The following is a 21,888-nucleotide window of genomic DNA, read 5'->3' on the forward strand; positions in this document are numbered from 1 at the left end:
TTTACAGGAACAAAACTCAACCTTATGATAAATATATATTTTTATTAGTTAAGGTCATAAGACCGACGGCATTTATTTACCTTCTTTAATTTCACTAAATTTTAACTTTCATGGGCTATTATTGTCGGCTGAGCATCAAAATATCCTCAACATGTCATCACTAGTCATACCCAAGTTAAATTGGTCTTACCAAAAGCTCTCTCTCGAAAAGCTTTATTTATCTGGTTATTCCTTTTTAAAGGCCAATATTGGTAAATTTATTTTATAAAATAAAATTATGTAAATGACTTATCATAAATTTACCCAACAAAACCTGCATACGTATGCAGGTTTTTTACAGCCCCATGAGCATGGCGTATTCTTTGGCAAAATTAGTGGTGAAAGTGCCTAGCATAGTATTTACTTGATACTCAGCACTGCCACAAAACAAACACGCACATAGCCTGGAGAAAGTGCATGGCAAATAATGAATGGTGGAAAGGCGCGGTTATCTATCAAATATATCCGCGTAGCTTTCAGGACAGTAATGCAGATGGTATTGGCGACTTACAGGGTATTATTCAGCGACTAGACTACATTAAATCGCTTGGTGTTGATGCAGTATGGATTTCACCATTTTTTAAGTCACCAATGAAAGACTTTGGCTATGATATTAGCGACTATCGCGATATAGATCCTATGTTTGGTACACTCGACGATTTTGACACGCTTATCAGCGAAGCACATAACCGTGATATTAAGATCATTATTGATCAGGTACTTAGTCATACCTCAAATCAACACCCTTGGTTTGTCGAAAGTCGTGAAGACAAAACAAACGACAAAGCAGATTGGTATGTATGGGCCGATGCCAATCCAGACGGCAGTCCACCAAACAATTGGCTATCCATTTTTGGCGGTGTCGCCTGGCAGTGGGAGCCTAGACGTTGCCAATATTATCTGCATAACTTCCTCACTGAGCAGCCGGATCTTAACTTTCATCACCCTGAAGTACGTAAAGCCGTGCTAGACAACGTCGAATTTTGGCTTAAAAAAGGCGTTGATGGCTTTAGACTAGATGCCATCAACTTCTGTTTTCACGATAAGCAGCTTAGGGATAATCCAGCTAAGCCTATTGAGCTTCGTCAAGGTCGTGGCTTTAGCGAAGACAACCCTTATGCTTTTCAGTACCATTATTACAACAATACTCAACCTGAAAACTTACTGTTCATGGAAGAGATCCGTGCCTTATTAGATAGATACCCAGGCACAGTTAGCTTAGGTGAGATAAGCTCAGAAGACTCTTTGCAAACAATGGCAGAGTACACGGCCGATGGTAACAAGCTACACATGGGTTATAGCTTTGAGCTGCTAACTAACGACTATAGTGCAAAGTACATCAGAGAAACGGTTTCTCGCCTAGAGTCAGTCATGACCGAAGGTTGGCCATGTTGGGCGTTTGCAAATCACGATGTAGAACGGGTAGCAAGTCGCTGGAGTGTAGATGGCAAGGTAAACGATACACAGGTCAAAATGCTCACCGCCCTTCTCGGTTCATTGCGCGGTAGCGTCTGTATGTATCAAGGCGAAGAATTAGGACTTGGCGAAGCCGCCGTTGCCTTCGAAGAGCTGCAGGACCCATATGGCATTACCTTTTGGCCAAACTTTAAAGGCCGTGATGGCTGTAGAACTCCGCTTCCGTGGACGAAGGCAAAAACCAATGCTGGCTTCTCAGAGTCTAAGCCTTGGTTACCAGTTTCTGAAGCACATGCTCTACGAGCAGTAGACGAACAAGCAGTAGATAGCAATTCAACGCTCAGCTACTATCAAGCCTTTTTACAGTGGAGAAATGCGCAACCTGTACTAAAAACAGGTGACATTGAGTTTATTGATACCCCAGAGCCGGTGTTAGCTTTTTACCGTAAAACACAAACCCAGACACTGCTGTGCGCATTCAACTTAGCAGCTACTCAACAAAGCGTGACACTTCCTGAAGTTGCATTAACACAGTGTGACCTGAAGCACCTAAGTGGCACGGCAAGCGCAAATGTACTAACTCTTGATGCATTTGGTTGCTACTTCGCTGAAGTTGTATAATAGTTGGGCCTTTTTCTGAGCTTTGGTTAAATAAGAGCGGCTAAGCCGCTCTTTTGTTATCTAACACTTTACCTATCTCACGCTGTAGTTGCGGCAGTTCCAGTGCTTTGAAATAAAGCCAACCTTGATGCACATTCACCCCTCGACTTTTGAGATAACGAGCTTGAGCTTGGGTTTCTACCCCTTCAGCTATCAGTTTTTTATCCAGCTTTTCCGCCATATCAATCACTGCCGATAACACCGGGGATTGCAAAGTATCTAGGCCAATTGATGCAACAAAGCTCTGATCTATTTTCAGCAGGTCGATCGGAAAACTTTGTAAGTACTGCAAACCACTATATCCCGTGCCAAAATCATCAATCGCGATTTCTATTCCAGCACGTTTGAGCTCGGTTAGTACCGTTTTCGTTTGAGCCTGCGTCAGCACATCACGCTCAGTTAATTCAATAGTCAACGAGGATATTTGGTTTTTTGCAGCAAGTAAGGCATCGATATAGCGTTTAGAGCCTAGAAGTAAACCATTAACGTTAAACGACACCTTAAAGTCTGGCTGAGCGGCTAAGATGTCCGTCAAATCTCGCACAGCATTTTCGACTTGCGCTATCGAGATATCTAAAATAGTACCATCACGCTCAGCTTCTGGCACAAAGTAAGCGGGGCCGAGCACTCCTTCAAGTGGATGACGCCAACGAATGAGTACTTCCACGCCCACTATCGATGGCACCTCTGCATTAACAAGAGGCTGATACACATTAAATAACTCATCATTTGCCAATGCTCTTAATATTTGTGTTTTACTGCTTAGCTGGCGCTTGTCATAACTGATTAATAACAACGTGAGGCCAACCCAAGAGGCGCAATACAACACACTCCAAAGTACTAGCCACAGCCAACCTAGACTCACTAGTTGCTCATCATTTTTTGCAATAATTAAGCTCATCTGCGGCAAACTCGGAATAGCTGCAACGTACGCAAACTTTACCTTTTCATCATCAAAGAGTCCTTCTACTGCGCGGCTATTAGCAGTTGGAAATAGTTTTTGGCGGATTGGCAAAGCATATTTACCATTTAAAAAAACCGGCACACCCGTGCTATTGTCAACCAAGGCAGCAAAATCGGTATTATGATGAGCCGAGATATCAAGCATACTCTTTAGCCAATGATCCGGCATCAACACATTTACCTCATAACCATCGTCTCTCGTGCGCGCTAAAACAAAGGCTGGAAGTTCTAAATAGTCGGTAATGATTGGGCCATAGTATCTAAGTCCGGGCTTTTTTATTGGGGCACTGGTATTCACAGGTGGAGTGAGTTGCCCAAAAGAATTGCAGACCAATTTCCCTTTACTATCTACGATCCCTATCTCGCTCATGCCAGGGTTTTCAAAAACCAATCGACGCATGTGGTGTAAACCCTCAGGGTCGCAATTTGGAGAAAGGTGGATGGCGTGTTTTAAGGTATCGTCTACAACGACAAACTCTTTGTTGATGTCAGATACAATTCGACTCGCTACGGTGACAAGATTGGATTTAGCGGTCTCTTTTTGATGCACATAAGTGAAGGCAGCCACAATTGAAAATACAAAGGTGCAAGACAACCAAGCAATAAAGATATTCTTAAACAACTTGCTTAAGGAGTGTGCTCCTCGCATAAGCTCCTCACTCCACGGAACGCAAACAGGCGCAGAGTGTAGCTTGAATATGTGACAAAACTATTTCAATATAAAAAAAGCCTTGGTATCACCACCAAGGCTTTCTTATATTACAAGTTTTTGCTTGTGCCGACCTCAACACGGGTTTTTAACTTTTGGCCAGGCCTAAAAGTTACCACGCGTCGCGCAGAGATAGGAATATCTTCCCCAGTTTTTGGGTTCCTACCTGGGCGTTCCTTCTTGTCGCGAAGGTCAAAGTTACCAAACCCGGAGAGCTTCACTTGCTCGCCGTTTTCTAGCGCTGAGCGGATTTCTTCAAAAAACGCTTCAACTAAGTCTTTGGCATCTTTCTTATTGATCCCCAGTTTTTCAAATAGGTGTTCAGCTATGTCGGCTTTAGTAAGCGCCATATCTAGTCCCTCAACGATGCATTGAATTGTTTGGCCAGTTCGGCCACCACGTTTTCTACAACCGCGCTGATGTCTTTCTCTTCGAGCGTTCTATCAACCGCTTGTAATGTTAGAGCAATGGCTAAACTCTTATGATCAGGTTCAACCCCTTGCCCTTTGTACACATCGAATAAGTTTAGGTCAACTAATTGATTTCCGCCAACTTTCTCAATGCACTCTAAAATATCGCCTATTTTTACGTCATCTGCAACTAAAATAGCAATATCTCTTCTATTTGATGGGAATTTCGAGATACTAACTGCTTCTGGAAGCAAGCGATTTTCTAAAGCAGCCATGTCGATTTCAAATACATATGGCGTATCTTTAAGTTCTAACGGCTTTAATAGCTGAGGGTGAACTGCACCGATGAAACCAACCTTTTTACCGTCTGCATAAATTGCAGCTGATTGACCTGGGTGCAAACCATCGCTCGCTTCTGCTTTAAAACTAAAGCGTGCTTTGTCGTTACAAAGCGCAAGTAATGCTTCTACATCGCCTTTCACATCAAAGAAATCAACTTTACGTGAAGGCACTGACCAATGTTCGTTATGCGTGTTACCATACGCGATACCACCGATCACAGCAGTTTGACGCACGCCGTTTTCTGCGTTGTCGTCTTTGATAAACTTAAGGCCCGTTTCGAATAAGCGAATACGTGACTGTTGGCGGTTTTGGTTATAAGAAACCGCATTGATCAAGCCTGTCATCAGGCTTACACGCATTGCTGACATTTCAACCGAAATTGGATGCGGAAGAATTAATGCATCTGCTTCTGGGTGTAGCTGCTGTTGTGCTTTTGGATCAACGAAGCTATATGTGATGGCTTCTTGATAACCACGGCTTACTAACTCATCTCTAAAACGCGCTACAGGCAAACGTGCTTCTTGATGATCTGTCATCTTTAACGCAGCGGTTGGTGCCACATTTGGAATATTGTTGTAGCCAAATACGCGCGCAACTTCTTCAATTAAGTCTTCTTCGATACTAATATCGAAGCGATAGCTTGGTACTTGAGCTTGCCACTGGCCACCTGCAAATGTTACCGCTAAGCCCAGACGCGTTAAGATGTCTGACACTTTAGCATCTTCGATATGATAACCGATCACGCGGTCTAAACGCTCACGACGTAAAGTGACTTGACGCTCTTTTGGTAAATCAGTTTCTGACACAGCTTCAACAATCGGTCCTGCTTCACCGCCAACGATTTCAAGTAGCAAGCCTGTTGCTCTTTCCATCGCATCACGCTGCAGTACTGGGTCTACACCACGCTCATAACGGTGCGATGCATCGGTATGCAAACCGTAGCTACGTGCCTGACCTGCAATCGCAAGCGGTGCAAAGAACGCGCTTTCTAACAAGATGTCTTTTGTCTCGTCACTAACACCCGACTGTTCACCACCGAAGATACCTGCCATCGCAAGTGCTTTATTATCATCAGCAATCAGTAGTGTTGATGGATTAAGCTTCGCCGTGTTGCCGTCTAACAATACCAGCTCTTCATTCTCAGAGGCATTACGTACTTTAATTCCACCTTCGATTTGGCTTAAATCGAACGCGTGCATCGGGTGACCTAGCTCAAGCAATACGTAGTTCGTAACATCAACAACTGGATCAATTGAGCGTACACCGCAGCGGCGCAGTTTCTCTACCATCCAAAACGGGGTCTCTGCTTTAACATTAACGCCCTTGATCACACGACCTAAGTAGCGTGGACATGCTTCGCTGTTTACCAATTCAATAGAGATTTTATCATCAATCGTTGGCGTAACTGGCGTGATAGCAACTTCGGTTACGTCGATGCTGTTTAGTACTCCAACTTCACGAGCCAGACCTTTGATCCCTAAACAGTCGCTACGGTTAGCCGTTAAATCGACATCAATCGTTACATCGTTTAAGCCGAAGTATTCACGAATATCTTGACCGATTGGCGCATCCAGAGGGAGCTCTAAAATACCGTCTGAACTTTCCGCCATGCCAAGCTCTTCAAACGCACATAGCATACCGTGAGACGGCTGACCGCGAAGTTTAGCTTTCTTAATTTTGAAATCGCCTGGAAGCGTTGCGCCCACTTTAGCAACAGCCACTTTTAAACCGGCACGGCAGTTAGCGGCACCACAGACAATATCTAGTAGTCCGTCTTCGCCTACATTTACTTTTGTTACTCTAAGTTTGTCAGCGTCTGGGTGTTGACCACATTCAACCACTTCACCGATAACCACACCTTGGAAGTCACCGGCAACTGGGTCTACACCATCAACTTCTAAACCCGCCATTGATAATTGCTCAGATAGCGCATCAGTATCAATTGCTGGATTGACCCACTCGCGTAACCACTTTTCACTGAATTTCATACTTTTGTCGCTCTTATCTGAATTGGTTTAGGAATTTTAAGTCGTTTTCGAAGAAAGCTCTTAAGTCAGTTACGCCATAACGTAACATCGTCAAACGCTCAACCCCCATACCAAAGGCGAAACCAGTGTATTTTTCAGGGTCAATGCCTACCGAGCGTAATACGTTCGGGTGCACCATGCCACAGCCTAGTACTTCAAGCCATTTACCATTTTTACCTTTTACGTCCACCTCAGCTGAAGGTTCTGTAAACGGGAAGTATGAAGGACGGAAGCGAATTTCCATATCTTCTTCAAAGAAGTTGCGTAGGAAATCGTGCAAAATTCCTTTAAGTTCTGTAAAGCTCACGTTAGTGTCGACCATCAAACCTTCAACTTGGTGGAACATTGGCGTATGTGTTTGATCGTAATCGTTACGGTATACACGACCCGGCGAGATAATTCGCAAAGGCGGCTGCTCAGCTTCCATAGTACGGATCTGAACGCCACTGGTTTGTGTACGTAGTACCAATTTAGGATTGAAATAGAAAGTATCATGATCAGCACGCGCTGGGTGGTGCTCAGGAATATTTAGCGCGTCAAAGTTATGAAAGTCATCTTCAACCTCAGGGCCAGATTTAACAGCAAATCCTAGCTCACCAAAAAACTGCTCAATACGTTCAATGGTGCGAGTAACTGGGTGAAGGCCACCAGCTGGCATTGTACGACCCGGCAACGTCACATCAATCGTCTCAGCTGCTAGCTTCTGCTCAAGTGCTGCATTGGCTAACGCTTCACGTTTTACCGTAATCGCATCTTGTACTTGGGTCTTAGCTTGGTTAATCACTTGACCTGCATCTTTACGCTCTTCTGGTGCTAGTTTGCCTAGCGTTTTAAGAAGACCTGTGATCTCACCTTTTTTACCAAGGTAGTTAACTCTAACTTCCTCAAGGTGCGCAATTTCGCTTGCCTGCTCAACGGCTTCAAGCGCTTGCGCTAAAATATTTTCTAAATTCATTGTCTACCTGATCTTTGCTGAGGTAATTTGCTGTTATTTAATCTCTTATGATAACTGAATTGCAAGGCGATATTCTAGCCCTGTTACAGCTTTAAAGTGGCTTTTATAAAAGGAATTGTTAACTTTCTTTGCGCAGCCATGGATGCGTGATCGAGTTTATCCAACACATCAAGTAAAGCGCGCATATCACGACTCAATCTCGTGAGCAAAAATCGCGCACATTCATCGGAGAGCTCAAGGCCACGCATGTGTGCTCTTTTTACTAAGGCTTCGGCTTTATCATCATCACTCATCGAGCGGATCTGAAAGGTCGTTCCCCAGGTTAGACGCGATTCTAAGTCTGGCAGTAACAAATTCAGCATGTTGGGCAACAGATCGGCAGTAACCACAAGGCATTTGCCTTTTTCATTAAAGCGATTGAAAAAGTTAAATAAGGCTTTTTCCCACGCTTCATCTCCTGCAACCAAATGCACATCGTCTATACAAACTACATCCAATGCATCGAGCCCATCTAACACTAACGGACCAAAATCCAACACTTCTCGCATCGACAATAAAATAGTCGAGAGTCCAAGCTCTTGCGCTTCAATGCACGTGGCATAAAGCAAGTGCGACTTGCCAGAGTCTGCCAACCCACACAGATAAGTGTACTGAAATCCGGTTAAACGACGGGCAAGACCATTTTTTAAGTGGCTTACTTCCAATGAAGCTTCGCCGCCAAAATACGAGGCAAAGGTTTCGTCATCAGGCAGCGTCACTGGCAACGCCATTTGACGTGGCGATTCCATCCTATTTACCCACCCAATTGTATTTAAGGTTGTTGTCGTCTGCGATTTGATAATAGGCTCTCGGGTCTTCGTACGCCTTAAAGCTTTGCTCCAATGCAATGGTTTTACGCAAGTCTGATACGCTTGAGCTATGTTCAATCGCAAATTTCACAGCTGTTTTCGCACGGTAGATCACATCAACATCCACCACGGTACTCATAGATAGCAAACGACGCTTCGCCATTTCTACATCCGTAAATGACTGTAATTGCTCAACCACAATTTCAGTTCGATGGGCTTCTAAAGTGAGATTAGGATCGATAACATATTTCTGAGCTAAGGTGCTAGATAACTGGTTCACCATATCAATAATAACTTGCTGCTTGTCACCGACATATTGCTCAGGCTCAAAATATTCGGCATCAGTGTAGCGCCAATCTAGCTGCCAAGAATTTGTATGGCGAGGCTGGAACAAGCGTGCGGTGATAACGCGCTCCGCCTCATAACGCAATGACGCTTCCTCTACTTCGTTAGAAAAGTTTCCCCATACCTCTGCGATACTCACATTGCTGCGATCTTCAAGATCCATCAAAGGAACAACCACTGGCACGCCCCATTCGTCTGCGGTGTCATAAATTAGGCGTTCGAGTTGAGGGTAGCTTTCTTGCGTAACAAACTCTCGGCGGAAGTTATCTTCAATCACCATCCAAATCGCGACCATAGGACGGCGATTACCCCAAAGCGGTAAGCCAGCTTCTCTGACTAGATCTTCGACCTTACCTGGCTCAAACTCCACCTTTATTTTGGTAACGCCTTGTCGATCATAATATTCATATCTCAGCATGTAATCTGAGATGCGCTTAAGGCTCGCTTGGATAGAAGGGTGAGAGAAATCATCGGCTTTACCTGTGAGCTTTTGCAACACTTTTAATAATGCCTGTTGGCTCGCTTGCGCTCGCGTTGCGCGAGATTTGTCGCTGACACTCAGCGAGGCTTCATATAAATTTTGAACTTCTACTGCTTTTGCCGTCATAGCAACACAAAACAGTGCAATAAGGATCAGCCTGATGATCATAATGTCCATGTTTTTCTGACTATAAAGCCTGATCCTAAATCAATCATCTGCTTAAAGCAAAGGGCAACGAGCAATATCATGAAATTTTATAAAAACATGATAAATAACAAAATATTAATCTTATATTCAGTGTTATCTGAAGTTAAATGAGACTTGGTTTTTGCCCTTTCCTTTCGACTCATAAAGCGCTTGATCCGCTACTTTTAATAACGATTCCGCACTGAATTCCACGCCCTCAGAAACCGCCATGCCGATGCTACACCCGACATTAACCAACTCACCATTGGTAAGCAAGATATCTTCATTTATCACACTCAAAAGGCGATTTGCTAAGCTTTCAAGCAAGTCTCTGGCAATTTTTTCATTAATCACAAAGACAAACTCATCTCCACCAATACGACAAACAAAATCATACTCTCGTAACGCTTCTTGTAGACGTCTTGCTACATGTACCAAAACCTCGTCACCACTATGATGGCCATGATTATCATTAATCGGCTTGAAGTTATCTAAATCGAGATACCCTAAATATACATTTACCGGCTGTCGCATCGAGCGAGCAGACATTTTATTCAGCTCGTTAAAAAGGTATTTTCGATTCGCCAATTGCGTAAGATTATCGTGGTAGGCATCAAACTCTAGCTTTTCTTGAAGTGATTTGCGCTTTTCAACCTCTGCTCTTAACTCTTCTAAACTCACACTAAGTTCATGGGTGCGTTTTTCTACCATTGCTTCCAATTCAAGCTCATGGGTTCTAAGTGCTGTATTCGCGTCAATGAGTGCTTGCTGGTTTGCAAATGCATCCATCGCAGAGGCAATAACATGACTGACGGTATACAACAAATCCACCATGGCTTCTGAATATTCATCGCTACGACGGTAAGATTGGATCACAAACGCGCCTAAATGCTTGTCGCGATTGATTAGCGGAAAGCACAACCATTGCTTGGGGAAGCTGCCTAACATTTCAATAACCCCTTTCTCGGTCAATGCCATCAAAGCGTGTTCGGAATAGTTCTTTACACTGTCAGAGCGCAGCGCATAACTGGTGAGCGTTTTGTCTATTTCGGTGCTAGTTAGACTGTTTAATTCCTCGAGCGAAATACTGTCTTTGACATCATGGAAATAGGGAAACTCAAACTCGTCATCTTGTCTTTGCAAAACCACATAGAAATTGTCCGCGTAAGTAATTTTTTGCACAATACAGTGCACATTCAACAAGAAGTGCTCCAAAGATTCGCTGGTGTTTAAGCACGAAACGATATCTGTCATGCTATCTATTACTTCAGGAAGTTCTGCCATCATTGAGCGCCCTTTTGAAACATTAATTCTCAATCTCACAAAAGCTTAACTAGCAGTACTAAAAATTACCAGAAATCAATTACTTTTTTATACGGTCATCTAGGTGCCTGAGGTCTGTTGACCTTTCAATCTGATGTGTAACACTTTAAAATTTGCTGACTAGAGTCTAAACGGAATACATAATGAAATACTTACATACCATGGTACGTGTACGTGATCTTGACGAATCAATGAAGTTTTATTGCGACCTCTTAGGTCTCGTTGAAGTGAAACGTTATGACAGTGAACAAGGCCGCTTTAGTTTAATTTATCTCGCCGCCCCTGATCAAGTTGAGCAGGCGCAGCAAAGCTTTTCTCCTACTATCGAACTTACCTATAACTGGGATCCGGAAGAATATAGCGGTGGTCGTAATTTTGGCCACTTGGCCTTTGCCGTAGAAAACATTTATGCACTTTGCCAAAAGCTGCAAGATGCAGGTGTGGTGATCAACCGACCACCCCGCTGTGGTCACATGGCATTTGTTAAGTCTCCAGATGGCATTTCTATCGAGTTACTCCAACAAGGTGATGCGTTGCCTCCAGCTGAGCCTTGGCAGTCAATGGAAAACACGGGTAGTTGGTAATAATTGCTGATAATCACTAAAGCACCGGAGCGATGTATCTAACCTGGAATCAGAATAACTACCGCTCCTTTTCCCCTTACTTTAATAAGCAAGATGGTAGCTTTTAAGCAATTTCACCAATTGCTTTTTGAAAGGCTTGGAATCTAACACCCGTTGTAGCGCCTCAAAATCCGATGCTGAATTTTTAGGCGCCAATATTGCTCTAAAATAGGTTTCATGGGGATTTTGAGAAAAGTGAAACACTCGCTTCCAACCATTTTTAGCAACAAGATATTCTGTCGTAGAGCGACTGACAATGGCAATACTCACCCGCCTTTTGAGGATCATCTCCAATAGTGCTTCTTCGGAATTTACGTTCACTCGCTGGATATTGGCTTGCTCCACTCCTTGATCCAAGTGGCGATAGTAGTACCCTGCAATGGCACCAACTTGATTACCGTACAATGAGCTAGGGTGATAATACTCAAACGGTTGCTCTACATGCGAGACGAATTCGTCCGTGTCATACATTAACGGGCCGCTCCACAAATACTTTTGTTTTTTGCGGTCATCAAACCAAGCCGGGTTTACACCCAAAATAAAACCTTTGAGCGTTTGCTGTTCGAGCTGCTTATCTAAGCGTTTACGTGGTACGAAACGTACTTCGACCTGCAGCTCTTTTTGCACGGCATTAATCAGTTTTGCTAAATCAAAATAAAGACCTTTTTGCGCTTCTAGATCAATAATATAGGGCGGCTTATGATGATATACGTAAAGAATTTGGGTTTCAGCGGCTGTCACTGAAAAGGCCACCATTAACCAAATGGAAATGGCAATGGCAATAAAGTACTTTTTTAACACTGAGTGCCTCGTGTCTAACCTAAACTTTTAATACAGTTTAAAAATACAGCCTAGCTCCTTCTCGGCACATCCGTTAATTCCTTTTGCATGTTTTTAAATGAACAAAGGGACCAAAGGCCCCTTACTTTACAAAAATATAACAAAAACAAATTATGAACAAGTAATAACTGTGATCTCTATCACCCGTTTTATTACTTTCATTATGTCTGCCTTAGTATTAGGCAATTACTGACAACCATCTTTGTTATAAGACACTTTCAGCGCTGCCCCCGTTGGTGCGCCTGACACTTTCAAGTATCCCCAATATTCAGATTGCGCACTTATCTCAATGCACTCTTGGTTACCTTGATTGAACGAGCTTGCATCCACATTAGTGCCATTTGGCCATCCTGCATTGCTGTATTCAAGCCCAAGATCACCACTACCATGAGCTGTTTTGATCACCACCGATTGTTGACCACTTACATTCTCAAGGCTAAACCACATAGGCTCTTGGCTTCCAAGGCAAATTGTTTCATCCGCTGCTAATCTACCATTAGAGACACTACCCTGCGACTGACATACGTCCTCTATTGTTGAATTTGTTACGATTTCTCCTAACAACTGCACATTTTCAAAGCGATTATAACCATGCAGCATAATGTAATAGGTGCCAGCGGTAGGTGTAGTGATTTCACATACCTCTTCGTTACCGGATTGGTATGGTCTGCAATCATATTCGCTGAACGTTGGCGCCGAGCCTAACTTAACGTAAAGATCGGCATCACCTGTACCTCCAGACGTGCTGATGACTAATTTATCAGTTCCAGCAGCGACATCGATTGAAAATGCAACTTGTTCACCTTGCTCGCCCGCAACCGTGACAGGTACGCCAGACTGTAGTTTGTTTGAAGTCGTTGCGCTTACAGTAGCCACTGTATTACTAGTGTGATTCAAACCGCTAGGATCGCTCACTGTTAAGCTAATTTGATACTCGCCTGCTTGCACATAACTGTGCGTGGGGTTGGCTTCATTACTTTGGCTACCATCACCAAAACGCCACAGATAAGTGAGTACATCACCATCAGGGTCGACACTACCTTGGCTTGAAAATAGTATCGCTTGATTAACATCACCGGAGTATGGCCCATTAACCTCTGAAGTAGGTGCGTTATTCTGACCACCAGCAGCAAGCTCGTTGCACCATTGAACAAACTCTGATTGATACTGTGATGCGAGGCGGTCCATACGGGCTTGGTACGCATTCCAATTTGCTTGTCGCGTTTCCTGTCGCATTGCGAGCACTTCATCAAAGTGTTTTTCATACAGGAATCTCACCCCTAAATAACCCCAACGGTAAATTCTATCTTGGTCAAAACCGTCATACGTCGTACTGAATATTTCGGCTAGCGTATATACTGAGCCATCTTTGATTGTATCTATTGCGGCTTGATTATCATTGAGGTTTGCAATGTACTCAGCCACCCCTTCACTCCACCAAACGATAGGCTTAGTCGGAGCATTAAAGTCACCATAAAGATCAAAACGCCCATCAAGATAATGTACGTATTCATGCTCTAAGTTCCAGATGTAATGATCCGGCTTTGCATAACTGGCCTCGTATGCAACAAAATTAGCAACGTTATTCACATCGCTAGGATTACCCTCTAAATACATACCACCGTTGTCGGTGCTGATTTTAAAAATGGCTTTGGCATATTTTTTATAGTCTGCACTGCTATTAAAGATATTCACTTGCAGAAAATCATTGTTATCATCGGCAACCGGTAAGCGGCCTGTTTCCAGCATAGTGTGGAATCGCCCTTCTTCCGCTTCCATGGTTTGACACGCTGAAGTCAATTGCTGAGCGGTGAGTGCTTGTGCTCTAATCTTTATTGTATCGCTACAACTATGTTGTTGAGAAAGTACTTTGCTCTCAAGTTCTTTATCAAAATTACAAATACCAAACTGGCCACAATCAGCATAATAGGTCGCGACATCAGCCGCAGCTAACCAGACACCATCGCCAAAACCATAACTGTTATAACGCGAGAATAAAGCGGTTAATTGCGTGTCGACTGACTCTTGAATAGCTGCACCATTGTATAATTTAAGTCGAGCCAATTCGCTCGCAGCATTGATGATTAGATATTCAGAGTCTGAATTTACCATCCAAGTTTGTGCGGTGAAGCTCCCTAGTAAACTCACCAATTGTTGATCGTTTTTAACCAAAGCGACAAAGTTATCATTCCACTGACCTCGATATAAGATAGTGAAAATGCCGTTTACCGCACTGCGCATATTCCACTTTTGAGCGTAACTTTCATTCCATTTAGATAGCCATGCTTTTACAACTGGCAGATAGTGCCCCTGTAGTTCCGATGAGTCCATTGTAGTAATAGCCTCACCGAGTACTTTACCATGAGCATCATTGTCGTCGTAGAAATGGCTATTACTAACAAAAGCATCCAACGCATCTTTCACCGCAGGCTTAACCCAAGTAGCAAAAGTCACCTGGTCATTGTAAAACTCAACATAAAAGCCAGCGCGAATAAATAAATAAAGCGCTTCGAGGTCGGCACTGCCGTTGCCTGAATAGCTTTGCGAAAGCGATTTGGCATTTTGCGCCGCAGCGTACATTTTATCTGAAGTGAATACTTGTGTTTGGATGCTGCTGTCAGCGGAGAACAAAGCATTGATACAGCTCGTACCCTGTTGCTTTATTTCAGTAACAATTTGGCTACTGCTCGCACTTGCTAAGCTATTTAAATCACATGCAGCAATCGCTTCACTTTGGCTTACTGCCATCGCTTGCAATAATGGCGTGTGTTTAGCAGATAACAGCGGCATGCTCCTAGTTGGTGTATGTGCAACGGGTGCTCTATCATGCAAATTTTTGTGCTCATGGCCATGGGAAATGTTCGTTTCCACTTGAACCGATGCATCGAGCGGCTTAAAGAGTCGCTGTGATTCTTGATGTGCGTTGGCTGAATTTATCGCTGTAAGCGCAGATAACGCCAAAGTGAGTTTTGTAATTTTCATCATTTACCTTTCCTGTTGTGTATCCAAACCCGATTGGGTTATAGGTTTTTAACACTAAAATTACAATGTATACAATATATTTTATATAACTTTATGGAATAGTGGCTCGACGGAAAAGCCACCATAATCTTAAAAGCGGGTATCCAAGGGGGAAGGTCGTTGGTTATAAATTCATCCAATTGGTTGATCTTTATGATTAAAAGTCCAACCAATTGACGAAAAGAAGGAATAAAAATTTATAGTGAGTGGAATAGATTAGATCTTATCAATATGGGAAATGGCGCCAGAAGTGATTTTTACTCTCACTCGATAAGTGGATAGCGTGATTGAATAAACACCGTCATTTGGTTTTTGTGCTAATAAATGCTGTAGCCCTAACAGCAACTCATCTGTATCGTTACCACTGCTGGTGTTTCTTGAATCTAGGTATTCTTTTCCCTGCTTCATAGCCTTATCCAATACCACTGAAGCGACTTGCTGAGTAGACTTATTTTTCAACGTCTTAAACAATGCGCTTTTTAATAAACTCATGGTTATTCTCCTGATAAAGATACCGGCTCATACTAACATATCATTTATGAACCGGTGCCTGATTGGTTTTGGGAACAATCCGAGTGTAACAAGCTCGCACTAAAAGTCTAAATCAAATTCGTTTCAAACTATGTCAGATGTGTATGACCCCTACTCTATCTCAGCTAAATAACCTGAGGTTTGGATAAGGAATGAGCCAACTCATTGTTTTTAATAGCACATTAAATTATCCCCTTATCTAGCCAGACAGTTTTAGGGATAACCAGGCGAATTTACGCACCAATAGCTGGCTATTGGCAGTGAATTCAACGCAGTTAGCGCTAAAACTAGCTGCTAGAAAGGCATTAATTATTCGAAGCTCAGGTTAAATAATTTAGTTGCTCGGCAAGCTGCTTACCAGAGAAAAGCTTCGGTACAAAGTGTAATAGGTTCAAGGACAGCTGGTGCTCTGAGCGGGTGGTATTTACTAAACTGGGTAAAGTGCCTAATTCGCTGCTTATATCGTGCCAAACGGGATTCGCCTCATTGAGCTTGTCATAAGCAATCGTATTGAACTCAAAATTTTCAAAATACTCATCAACCAAGAACAAGGGCTGAGTAAGCTTGAGCGAATCAAGTAACTCACGAGAAAAACTGTGTCGAGCTTCTGAGCTTTCACTGGTGAAAAAGTGGCCTGACAGGTTATAGCCAATGATTAAATCAGAGCTTGCGTATAAACTGTTGGTATACAACAAAGCAGTAAGAATAAGGTAGGTATCGTATCTCGCTAAGCTCACCCCTTGCAAAAGCTCACTCTGCTTACTAAGGTCAATCGCACAGCGACTACGCATGGTACGCCAAAAACAATGTTGATTCAGGGAGAGGTCCCGCGCGCCAGCGCCTGCCAACTTAGATTTCCAACTCGATATAAACAATTCAAACCCTTCTGTTTTGAATTGCTCGACTTCAAATGACATCCTTTTCTCCTAAAAATGTTTGTACCAAAAAATATACAGGCATAACACAAAGCTATAAGAATATAGAGAAATGGCAATTACACGGCATTACAGCAGCAAAAGTAGAAATGATTGTTATAGTAAAAAGCCCGCGGATGCGGGCTTTAAAAGAAAGGATTACTTGTATTCAACTTCAATGATTTCATATTCAACAGCACCATTTGGTGTTTGAATATTCACTGTATCATCTAGTTCTTTACCGATTAATCCACGTGCAATCGGTGAATTAACAGAAATCAAGTTGTTCTTAAGATCGGCCTCGTCGTCACCAACGATACGATAAGTTACTTCTTTGTCTGTATCTACATTCACAATAGTCACAGTACTACCAAAAATAACCTTGCCGTTGTTCTGCATTTTAGTCACGTCGATGATTTGTGCTGTCGAAAGCTTAGCTTCAATTTCTTGAATTCGGCCTTCACAAAAACCTTGCTGCTCACGTGCAGCATGGTACTCAGCATTTTCTTTCAAATCACCGTGTTCACGCGCTTCTGCAATATCTGCAACGATTTTCGGGCGAACAACTTTTTTTAAATGATTCAGTTCATCACGAAGCAATTCTTCGCCTCGTACTGTCATCGGAATTGATTGCATAAGTATCTCACTCATTGCCAGAGCTGACGCTCTGGCCTTGTTCTTTTTAGTTCAAACGCTGGTGTAGTTCTTGAACAGAGTTTACAGAACTTCTGTCGTCAGCTTCATTCGCTGTACAGTTTGCAAACGCTGCATTTAGCGTAGTGGTGTAGTTAGTCTTATGCTGAAGTGCACCACGACGTAACACCTTCGAGTCCTCAATAGCTTGGCGACCTTCGGTAGTATTAACGATATAGCTGTACTCACCATTCTTGATACGGTCAAGAATATGAGGACGGCCTTCGAATACTTTGTTTACGCGACGTACTTCAATACCCGCTTCTTCAAGCGCTTTCGCCGTACCATTCGTTGCATCTAACTCAAAACCAATTGCTTTCATTGTCTTAGCTAGTTCAACTACGCGTGCCTTATCACCATTGCGCACAGATAGTAGCGCGCGGCCGCCACGTGGTAAAGTGTTTGATGCACCTAATTGGGCTTTTGCGAATGCTTCGGCGAAGTTTTCACCAACACCCATTACTTCACCCGTCGAGCGCATCTCTGGACCACGCATTGGGTCAACACCTGGGAACTTAGCGAATGGCAATACCACTTCTTTTACACTGTAATATGGAGGGATAACTTCCTTCGTTACACCTTGGCTTTCAAGAGACTGGCCAACCATACAACGTGCAGCAACCTTTGCAAGTGCAACGCCTGTTGCTTTTGAAACAAATGGTACTGTACGAGCAGCACGCGGGTTAACTTCAATCAAGTAAACTTGACCGTCTTTCACCGCGAACTGGGTATTCATCAGGCCAACAACACCTAGCTCCAGCGCCATATCACGGACCTGCTTACGCATCACGTCTTGAATATCTTGCGGCAGCGTGTGTGCAGGCAATGAACAGGCCGAGTCACCCGAGTGAACACCTGCTTGCTCGATGTGCTCCATAATACCGCCAATGATCACGTTCTCACCGTCACAGATAGCATCAACATCTACTTCAATTGCATCATCTAAGAAACGGTCAAGTAGTACTGGTGCTTCATTAGAAACAGACACCGCTTCTGTCATGTAGCGACGTAAGTCGTCTTCATCGTACACGATTTCCATTGCACGACCACCAAGTACGTATGATGGACGAACAACCAATGGGAAGCCAATTTCTTGTGATTTAGCAACCGCTTCTTCTAGTGAGGTTACCGTTGCATTTTCTGGTTGTAGTAGGTTTAGACGCTCTACAAGCTGTTGGAAGCGCTCACGGTCTTCTGCGCGGTCGATAGCATCAGGAGAAGTACCAATCACTGGCACACCATTCGCTTCAAGATCTCGTGCCAGTTTAAGTGGAGTTTGACCACCATACTGAACGATCACGCCTTTTGGCTTTTCAACACGGACAATTTCTAGCACGTCTTCCAGTGTAATTGGCTCGAAGAATAAGCGATCAGACGTATCGTAGTCTGTTGAAACCGTCTCTGGGTTACAGTTAACCATGATAGTTTCATAGCCATCTTCACGCATAGCAAGGGCTGCGTGTACACAGCAGTAATCGAATTCGATACCTTGACCGATACGGTTAGGACCGCCACCGATAACCATGATTTTGTCTTTGTCAGAAGGATTCGCTTCACATTCTTCATCATACGTTGAGTACATGTAAGCTGTGTCTGAGCTAAATTCTGCAGCACATGTGTCTACGCGCTTGTAAACAGGCAGAATTTCAAGCTGGTGACGCTTCTTGCGAATTTCTTTTTCTGATACGCCTGCGATTTCGGCAATGCGAGCATCTGAGAAACCTTTACGCTTCAAGCGGCGCAGGAAGTCTTTGTTTAGACCTGCCATGCCCACTTCAGCGATTGTCGCTTCATCTTTTAAGATGTCTTCGATTTGCACTAGGTACCAAGGGTCAACTTTAGTGAGTTCAAATACCTCTTCAACAGACATACCGTGACGCATCGCATCAGCAATGTACCAAATACGCTCAGCACCTGGCTCGCGTAATTCACGGATGATCGTTTCTTTTGCGTTTGGCGCGTCTAGTGCAACGATTGGGTTCAGACCCGTAGCACCCACTTCTAGGCCTCGTAGTGCTTTTTGTAATGATTCTTGTTGGTTACGACCAATTGCCATTACCTCACCAACCGACTTCATTTGCGTAGTTAGACGGTCGTTTGAACCTGCGAATTTTTCGAAGTTAAAACGAGGGATCTTAGTCACTACGTAGTCGATTGACGGCTCAAATGATGCTGGAGTTGCACCACCTGTGATGTCATTTTGAAGCTCATCAAGCGTATAACCTACGGCAAGCTTGGCTGCGATTTTAGCGATCGGGAATCCCGTTGCTTTTGACGCAAGCGCAGAAGAGCGCGATACACGCGGGTTCATCTCGATGATAACCATACGGCCATCAACAGGATTTACACCAAACTGAACGTTTGAACCACCCGTTTCAACACCAATTTCACGAAGTACCGCCATCGAGGCGTTACGCATGATTTGATATTCTTTATCAGTTAGCGTTTGTGCTGGTGCAACTGTGATTGAGTCACCAGTGTGTACGCCCATTGGATCGAAGTTTTCGATTGAACATACGATGATACAGTTGTCGTTTTTGTCACGAACCACTTCCATCTCATATTCTTTCCAGCCTAATAGGCTTTCATCGATAAGCAGCTCATTTGTTGGTGACAGGTCAAGACCACGAGTACAGATCTCGTCAAACTCTTCCATGTTATACGCAACACCACCACCGGTGCCGCCCATCGTGAATGAAGGACGAATAATACATGGGAACCCGATGCGAGTTAAGATATCGTGCGCTTCATCCATTGAGTGTGCAATTTCAGCACGAGGACATTCTAAGCCGATATTTTTCATCGCCGCGTCAAAACGCTCACGGTTTTCTGCTTTATCGATTGCATCTGCAGTCGCACCAATTAGCTCAACGCCATGTTTAGCAAGCACACCGTGCTTATCTAGGTCTAGCGCACAGTTAAGAGCTGTTTGGCCACCCATAGTCGGCAGCACCGCATCAGGCTTTTCTTTTTCGATGATCTTTTCTACCACTTCCCAGTGAATAGGCTCGATGTAAGTTGCATCCGCCATTTCAGGGTCAGTCATGATAGTCGCAGGGTTAGAGTTTACAAGAATAACTCTATAGCCTTCTTCTCTAAGCGCTTTACAGGCCTGAGCACCAGAGTAATCGAATTCACATGCTTGGCCGATAACGATTGGGCCTGCGCCCAAAATCAGAATGCTTTTTATGTCGGTACGTTTTGGCATTATTACTCCGGTCTAATTAAGCGTTGCGAGATTGCATTAATTCAATGAAATGGTCGAATAGCGGTGCCGCATCATGTGGACCAGGACTTGCTTCAGGGTGACCTTGGAAGCTAAACGCTGGCTTATCAGTACGGTGAATACCTTGCAGTGTGCCATCGAACAGTGACTTGTGCGTTGCACGTAGCGTATCAGGAAGCGTTGCTTCGTCAGCAGCAAAACCGTGGTTTTGTGCAGTGATCATCACGACATCACGATCTAAGTCTTTAACCGGGTGGTTACCACCATGGTGACCAAACTTCATTTTTACTGTTTTCGCACCAGAAGCAAGTGCTAATAACTGATGGCCTAAACAAATACCAAAAATAGGTGTATCTGTTTCTAAAAATGCTTTGATTGCTTCAATGGCATAAGTACATGGCTCAGGGTCGCCAGGGCCATTTGATAGGAAGATGCCATCAGGGTTTAATGCAAGTACGTCAGCAGCGGAGGTTTCTGCTGGAACAACGGTTAACTTACAGCCTCTATCAACTAACATTCTAAGAATGTTCTTTTTCACACCAAAATCGTACGCAACAACATGGAATTTTTCTTCTTCAGCAGAAAGCGTTTTAAAGCCCTCGCCTAGAGTCCAGCTCGATTCACGCCATTCAAACTGAGATTCTGTTGTTACTACTTTTGCTAAATCCATCCCTTTCAAGCCAGGGAATGCTTGCGCCGCTTCTAGCGCTTTTTGCTCGTCTACTTCGTCGCCTGCGATGATACAGCCGTTTTGAGCGCCTTTATCACGTAAAATGCGAGTTAGTTTACGAGTATCAATATCTGCGATCCCTAAGATATTGCGTTCTTTCAAGTAATCACTCAATGATTGTTCGTTACGGAAATTACTCGCAAGCAGTGGTAAGTCACGGATCACTAGGCCTTTTGCCCAGATCTTGTCCGCTTCCTCATCTTCGCTGTTAGTACCGGTGTTGCCGATATGTGGGTAAGTAAGCGTAACGATTTGTTCCGCGTATGAAGGATCCGTTAAGATCTCTTGATACCCCGTCATTGACGTATTGAATACCACCTCACCGACTGACATACCGTCAGCACCGATAGCAGTACCGCGAAACACCGTGCCGTCTTCAAGGACTAACAGAGCGGATTTAGTCAAGTTAACCTCCTAATAGTAAAAAACGGGCGAAAGCAAAACGCTCAACATCCCGTCTACAAAGCGCTTGGTAACACGCAGTTATTAAAATTTTGGCAAATTCGTTATAGTCTACAGCATGAATACCTTTTCGTCTAATACAAATCGCAAAAATTATAAAAATAAGCCATTAAACTCTTTTTTTGCTTTAAAGCCTCAAAATGT

Annotated in this window: 16 protein-coding genes; 2 read left to right on the plus strand and 14 right to left on the minus strand. The window is 43.6% G+C overall.

Annotated features, from left to right (window positions below):
- Positions 1-456: 456 nt before the first annotated feature.
- Positions 457-2,076, plus strand: a complete 1,620-nt coding sequence (locus EXT48_RS09960) for an alpha-glucosidase family protein (protein WP_130164370.1) — start codon at positions 457-459, stop codon at positions 2,074-2,076.
- 40 nt (positions 2,077-2,116) lie between these two features.
- Here the strand turns inward: EXT48_RS09960 and EXT48_RS09965 are convergent, their stop codons facing one another.
- The 7 genes from EXT48_RS09965 to EXT48_RS09995 form a co-directional block, all read right to left on the minus strand.
- The gene (locus tag EXT48_RS09965; RefSeq protein WP_069021097.1) at positions 2,117-3,727 is read right to left on the minus strand and encodes an EAL domain-containing protein; all 1,611 of its coding nucleotides are present in this window, start codon (positions 3,725-3,727) and stop codon (positions 2,117-2,119) included.
- A gap of 110 nt (positions 3,728-3,837) precedes the next feature.
- Positions 3,838-4,137: an integration host factor subunit alpha gene (ihfA, locus tag EXT48_RS09970; protein WP_010377997.1), complete on the minus strand. Its 300-nt coding sequence runs from the start codon at positions 4,135-4,137 to the stop codon at positions 3,838-3,840.
- Positions 4,138-4,139: 2 nt separating this feature from the next.
- On the minus strand, positions 4,140-6,527 hold the full coding sequence (gene pheT / locus EXT48_RS09975; protein ID WP_130164371.1) for a phenylalanine--tRNA ligase subunit beta: 2,388 nt from the start codon (positions 6,525-6,527) through the stop codon (positions 4,140-4,142).
- A gap of 13 nt (positions 6,528-6,540) precedes the next feature.
- Entirely contained in the window at positions 6,541-7,521 is a 981-nt protein-coding gene (gene pheS, locus EXT48_RS09980) for a phenylalanine--tRNA ligase subunit alpha (RefSeq protein ID WP_010604038.1), read from the minus strand.
- A gap of 83 nt (positions 7,522-7,604) precedes the next feature.
- Positions 7,605-8,309 (minus strand): DnaA inactivator Hda, encoded by a 705-nt coding sequence (hda, locus tag EXT48_RS09985; protein ID WP_130164372.1) that lies wholly within the window; start codon positions 8,307-8,309, stop codon positions 7,605-7,607.
- Position 8,310: 1 nt separating this feature from the next.
- Positions 8,311-9,372, minus strand: coding sequence for a DUF2066 domain-containing protein (locus EXT48_RS09990; protein WP_130164373.1), 1,062 nt, complete (start codon positions 9,370-9,372; stop codon positions 8,311-8,313).
- Positions 9,373-9,495: 123 nt separating this feature from the next.
- On the minus strand, positions 9,496-10,668 hold the full coding sequence (locus EXT48_RS09995) for a sensor domain-containing diguanylate cyclase (protein ID WP_130164374.1): 1,173 nt from the start codon (positions 10,666-10,668) through the stop codon (positions 9,496-9,498).
- A 179-nt stretch (positions 10,669-10,847) separates the two neighbouring features.
- Here EXT48_RS09995 and EXT48_RS10000 point away from each other — a divergent pair, with 179 nt between their 5' ends.
- A complete protein-coding gene (locus tag EXT48_RS10000; protein ID WP_017219233.1) occupies positions 10,848-11,288 on the plus strand; it encodes a VOC family protein in 441 nt (146 codons plus the stop codon).
- An 81-nt stretch (positions 11,289-11,369) separates the two neighbouring features.
- Here EXT48_RS10000 and EXT48_RS10005 read toward each other — a convergent pair whose 3' ends face one another.
- The 7 genes from EXT48_RS10005 to carA all read right to left on the minus strand — a co-directional run bounded on the left by EXT48_RS10005 (position 11,370) and on the right by carA (position 21,687).
- Positions 11,370-12,128, minus strand: coding sequence for an ABC transporter substrate-binding protein (locus EXT48_RS10005; protein WP_130164375.1), 759 nt, complete (start codon positions 12,126-12,128; stop codon positions 11,370-11,372).
- Positions 12,129-12,353: 225 nt separating this feature from the next.
- Positions 12,354-15,152 (minus strand): collagenase, encoded by a 2,799-nt coding sequence (locus EXT48_RS10010; protein ID WP_130164376.1) that lies wholly within the window; start codon positions 15,150-15,152, stop codon positions 12,354-12,356.
- Positions 15,153-15,404: 252 nt separating this feature from the next.
- On the minus strand, positions 15,405-15,680 hold the full coding sequence (locus EXT48_RS10015; protein WP_039495521.1) for a hypothetical protein: 276 nt from the start codon (positions 15,678-15,680) through the stop codon (positions 15,405-15,407).
- 359 nt (positions 15,681-16,039) lie between these two features.
- Positions 16,040-16,636, minus strand: coding sequence for a hypothetical protein (locus EXT48_RS10020; RefSeq protein ID WP_130164377.1), 597 nt, complete (start codon positions 16,634-16,636; stop codon positions 16,040-16,042).
- Positions 16,637-16,792: 156 nt separating this feature from the next.
- The gene (greA, locus tag EXT48_RS10025) at positions 16,793-17,269 is read right to left on the minus strand and encodes a transcription elongation factor GreA (protein WP_010377973.1); all 477 of its coding nucleotides are present in this window, start codon (positions 17,267-17,269) and stop codon (positions 16,793-16,795) included.
- A 46-nt stretch (positions 17,270-17,315) separates the two neighbouring features.
- Positions 17,316-20,534, minus strand: a complete 3,219-nt coding sequence (carB, locus tag EXT48_RS10030; protein WP_039495519.1) for a carbamoyl-phosphate synthase large subunit — start codon at positions 20,532-20,534, stop codon at positions 17,316-17,318.
- 16 nt (positions 20,535-20,550) lie between these two features.
- Positions 20,551-21,687, minus strand: a complete 1,137-nt coding sequence (gene carA / locus EXT48_RS10035) for a glutamine-hydrolyzing carbamoyl-phosphate synthase small subunit (protein WP_010377970.1) — start codon at positions 21,685-21,687, stop codon at positions 20,551-20,553.
- Between the last annotated feature and the right edge of the window lie 201 nt (positions 21,688-21,888).

This window comes from Pseudoalteromonas sp. CO348 (genome assembly GCF_004208845.1).
In the GTDB taxonomy this organism is placed as follows: domain Bacteria; phylum Pseudomonadota; class Gammaproteobacteria; order Enterobacterales; family Alteromonadaceae; genus Pseudoalteromonas; species Pseudoalteromonas maricaloris.

What these genes read in the sequence shown, in the direction of transcription:
- EXT48_RS09960 (WP_130164370.1), top strand. Translation starts at nt 457, where the DNA reads ATGGCAAATAATGAATGGTGGAAAGGCGCGGTTATCTATCAAATATAT.
- EXT48_RS09965 (WP_069021097.1), bottom strand. Translation starts at nt 3,727, where the DNA reads ATGCGAGGAGCACACTCCTTAAGCAAGTTGTTTAAGAATATCTTTATT.
- ihfA (WP_010377997.1), bottom strand. Translation starts at nt 4,137, where the DNA reads ATGGCGCTTACTAAAGCCGACATAGCTGAACACCTATTTGAAAAACTG.
- pheT (WP_130164371.1), bottom strand. Translation starts at nt 6,527, where the DNA reads ATGAAATTCAGTGAAAAGTGGTTACGCGAGTGGGTCAATCCAGCAATT.
- pheS (WP_010604038.1), bottom strand. Translation starts at nt 7,521, where the DNA reads ATGAATTTAGAAAATATTTTAGCGCAAGCGCTTGAAGCCGTTGAGCAG.
- hda (WP_130164372.1), bottom strand. Translation starts at nt 8,309, where the DNA reads ATGGAATCGCCACGTCAAATGGCGTTGCCAGTGACGCTGCCTGATGAC.
- EXT48_RS09990 (WP_130164373.1), bottom strand. Translation starts at nt 9,372, where the DNA reads ATGGACATTATGATCATCAGGCTGATCCTTATTGCACTGTTTTGTGTT.
- EXT48_RS09995 (WP_130164374.1), bottom strand. Translation starts at nt 10,668, where the DNA reads ATGATGGCAGAACTTCCTGAAGTAATAGATAGCATGACAGATATCGTT.
- EXT48_RS10000 (WP_017219233.1), top strand. Translation starts at nt 10,848, where the DNA reads ATGAAATACTTACATACCATGGTACGTGTACGTGATCTTGACGAATCA.
- EXT48_RS10010 (WP_130164376.1), bottom strand. Translation starts at nt 15,152, where the DNA reads ATGATGAAAATTACAAAACTCACTTTGGCGTTATCTGCGCTTACAGCG.
- EXT48_RS10015 (WP_039495521.1), bottom strand. Translation starts at nt 15,680, where the DNA reads ATGAGTTTATTAAAAAGCGCATTGTTTAAGACGTTGAAAAATAAGTCT.
- EXT48_RS10020 (WP_130164377.1), bottom strand. Translation starts at nt 16,636, where the DNA reads ATGTCATTTGAAGTCGAGCAATTCAAAACAGAAGGGTTTGAATTGTTT.
- greA (WP_010377973.1), bottom strand. Translation starts at nt 17,269, where the DNA reads ATGCAATCAATTCCGATGACAGTACGAGGCGAAGAATTGCTTCGTGAT.
- carB (WP_039495519.1), bottom strand. Translation starts at nt 20,534, where the DNA reads ATGCCAAAACGTACCGACATAAAAAGCATTCTGATTTTGGGCGCAGGC.